This is a genomic window from Neolewinella lacunae (assembly GCF_014349155.1).
GTDB classification, from domain to species: Bacteria; Bacteroidota; Bacteroidia; order Chitinophagales; family Saprospiraceae; genus Neolewinella; species Neolewinella lacunae.
Window position 1 is genome coordinate 1 of record NZ_JACSIT010000046.1, and the last position, 1373, is coordinate 1373.

At 62.5% G+C, this 1373-nt stretch carries 1 pseudogene; it reads left to right on the plus strand.

Going from position 1 to position 1373, the window contains the following annotated elements:
• Positions 1-1373: pseudogene (locus H9S92_RS02225) on the plus strand (hypothetical protein); the annotation flags it as partial.

Consider the following 1373-nt stretch of genomic DNA (forward strand, 5'->3'; position numbering starts at 1 on the left):
GTAACGTGCACGGCCGACCTGACGCTGACCTTCACGGCGGTAGACGAGTGCTCCGACGTTGACGTGACGCTGCAACTGGACGCGAACTACGACGTAGCCCAAGGCTTCCGTCCGGACAACGCTGCGGCGCTGGGCGTAGGCATCACGCTGACGAACAACGGCGACGGCAGCTACTCGATCCGCGCGACGAACGTACCAGTAGGCGAGCACGCCATCCGGATCCGGGCGGCGGACGGCTGTGGTAACTTCGACGTGGAGATCCTGGAGTTCTGTGTAACGCCGGACAAAGCGCCGACGCCAATCTGTATCCAGACGCTGACCGTGACCTTGATGCCCAACGGCCAGGGTGGTGGTATGGCTGCGATCTGGGCCACGGACTTCATCGCCAGCGATGTGTTCGACTGCTTCGGCAACCTGATCGATAAGTACAGCATCTACACGGAAGAAGAAGCGGGTGTTGCCGGCTTCACGCCAGTGGCTGGCCGTCTGGGCATTGATCTGGACTGCGAGGTAGTCAATCAGGACGTACCGGTGCGGGTGTACGCCGTTGCCGACAACGGCAGTGCGGACTACTGCTCGGTCATCGTACAAGTCCAGGCCTTCCAGGACGGCGTGTGCGGTGAGGCTGGTCCGAACCTGACGGGAACGATCGCCACGCGGACGGACCGCGCCATGGCCAACGTAGCGGTGACGCTGACGGGCGAAGGCGGCGCGATGGACGAGACGGTGCTGACCGACGCTGCTGGTCAGTTCAACTTCGTTGACCTGACGATGGGCGCGGACTACACGGTACAACCCGAGTACGCCGTAGCGGTAAACGTACAGGATGTAAAGACTTCGGACATCGTCAAGATCGCCAACGTGATCCTGGGTGCTGAGGACTTCACTTCTCCCTACGACTACCTGGCGGCGGACGTCGACCAGAACCGGAACCTGAACGTACTGGACCTCGTTGCGATCCAGCGGGTAATCCTCGGCCTTGACGCGAACTACGCTACCGGCGAGAGCTGGGGCTTCGTACCGGCGGACGTTGACGTGAGCAACCCCTACGCTGCGGCTTTCCCCGAGGTGTACAATGCCAACGACCTGACGGGCAGCATCCTGGATGCGGACTTCGTAGCCTTCGCTTACGGTGACGTAGTGGGCAACGGACGTTCTACGGCCTCCATCGAAGCTGCTGACGCGCAGTTGGAAGCTGGTCAGACGCACACGATGGAAATCCGCAGCACTGAGCTGGCGGGCTTCCAGGGCACGATCGAACTGGCCGCTGGCCTGGAACTGGTGACGGCCAGCTACGCAGGCGAAGGCGCGATCAACCTGAACCGTGCCGGTGACGGCCTGGTGGCGGTAGCCCTGCGGGGTGCTGATGCGGT